The following is a 1850-nucleotide window of genomic DNA, read 5'->3' as shown; positions in this document are numbered from 1 at the left end:
CGAGAAAGAGGCACCAGCCCAGAAAGATCCATTGCACCGCCAGCCGCAGCGCGGTGGTTTTGCGCAGCAGATGTCTCATGACCCGGCATCATAGAGCAACTTTTCTGCCAGAAAAATGACCTGGCTCAATTCCCGCCGGGGGGGCAGGTCTTGAATCGTGAATTTTCGCTGCCCTCTATCTTGGTTCCTGGAAGCGGACGGAATCTTCCCAGACAAGGCTGTAGCTGACGTTTCGACCTTTTGCCTGGTTTTGTCGCAGGATGCCTTTTTTGACCAGATCAGCCAGCTCCCTTTGTGCCGTTGCCCGGCTGACATGTGTCATGCTGGCGTACTGGCGGTTGGTCATGCCCCCCTCGAAACCATCCGGGCCTGCCTCAAGGAGGCGGTTGATGACTTTGCGCTGCCGCTCGTTGAGTTCCGTCTGAAAGTGACTCTGCCAGTAGCGGGCCTTGGCCAGCACATTGTTCAGCAGTCCGTTTGACCGCAGAATGGCCCTGGTCATGCAGTCGAGAAACCACAACAGCCACTCTGTGATCTCGCCATTCCCCTTGTTGATGCATTCGAGGACGGCGTAGTAAGAAGCGCTGTCGGCCATTATCTGTGAGGACAGGCTGTAGTAACGGGTCGCAAGGGCTTCGTCCTGGGCCAGCGCCATTTCGGTCAAGGTGCGGGCAATCCTGCCGTTGCCATCGTCAAACGGATGGATGGCGACAAACCACAGATGGGCAATTGCCGCCCGCAGAAGACCATCTTCTTTTCTGCGACTTACTTCCCACCAGCGTAAAAACCGCTTCATTTCGTGGGGCACCTGTTTGGCGGGAGGGGCTTCGTAGTGAACCTTTTCCCGACTCACGGGGCCGGAAACGACCTGCATTGGGCCATCCCGGTCGTCGCGCCAGGCAGCAGCCCGGATTTTTCGCAGGCCGGAGTATCCGGTAGGAAAAAGCGCTGCATGCCAAGAGAACAGCCTTTCGGCCGTCAACGGGCTGTCGTGGTTCCGGGTTGCCTCGAGCAAAATTGCGACCACGCCATCGGCGTGGCGGTCGCGGATGTCCGGCAAGCCGGCTGTTGGCAGGTCAAGTCGGCGGGCGACGGATGAGCGCACGGCTTTCGGGTCGAGTGTTTCGCCTTCGATGGCGGATGTTTTTAGTGCTTCCTCAATCAGCACTTCGGCCCGGGCCTGCTGGCGGACCTCCATCCCCAACTCGCGCATTTGCGTCAGGAGGGAGCCTTGTTGAAACCGACACTCTCCAAGAGCTTTTATCAGCGCCTTGCCGTCCCAGCGAAAGTCCGGCCAGGAAGGATGTTGCCAGATGTAGTGGGGTTCGTGAGTCATTAACCATCCTTATCGCCTCAATTTCTGAGTCAATAATGGCCACAAATCGTCTCAAATGCAAATTTTTTGTGGCTATCATGGGCAGGTTTCGGGCTTTCAGGGTGGTTTGATGAGCCCTACAATTCACAATTCAAGATCTTGCCTCCCGGAAATTCTCTGACCCCGAAAATTTTTGCGTCATCAGAAATCGGCCATAGAACCGGCCAAAATTTCACTTGAAAAACCGTTGTATTGCGGCTAACCTTTGGCTAATTAGAATAATTTTTCAAAACAACATCGGCCAAAAAATCGGCCAATAACTGGCTGGGGCGATCTGGATGACCGAAGCTTTCCTGTACAGCAACATCTCCGAAATGGAGCCCTTGTTCCCTTCGGTTGGCGATTCAAATCTGGCCGATCTGGCTGTGGAGGTGATCCGCCGTTCGGCGGCCCTGAGTTCGTTTCTGCATCCGGTCACAAGGCGGGCGGTTGTCGAACTGGTCCGTTCCATGAACAGCTATTATTCCAACCTGAT

2 protein-coding genes are annotated in these 1850 nt (G+C 55.4%); one reads left to right on the top strand and one right to left on the bottom strand.

The window, feature by feature from the left end; translation table 11 throughout:
- Nucleotides 1-175: 175 nt before the first annotated feature.
- Nucleotides 176-1336 carry a Fic family protein gene (locus D6694_09855; GenBank protein RMH40646.1) on the bottom strand — a complete coding sequence of 387 codons (1161 nt, stop codon included), beginning with the start codon at nt 1334-1336 and terminating at the stop codon, nt 176-178.
- Between the two features lie 317 nt (nt 1337-1653).
- Between D6694_09855 and D6694_09850 the strand changes: the two genes are divergently transcribed.
- Nucleotides 1654-1850: Fic family protein (locus tag D6694_09850; protein ID RMH40645.1), on the top strand; the 197-nt coding region annotated here is incomplete at its 3' end.

This window comes from Gammaproteobacteria bacterium, assembly GCA_003696665.1.
GTDB lineage: Bacteria > Pseudomonadota > Gammaproteobacteria > Enterobacterales.
The sequence above is the reverse complement of the archived record's forward strand: the minus strand, read 5'-3'. Positions and strand labels throughout refer to the sequence as shown.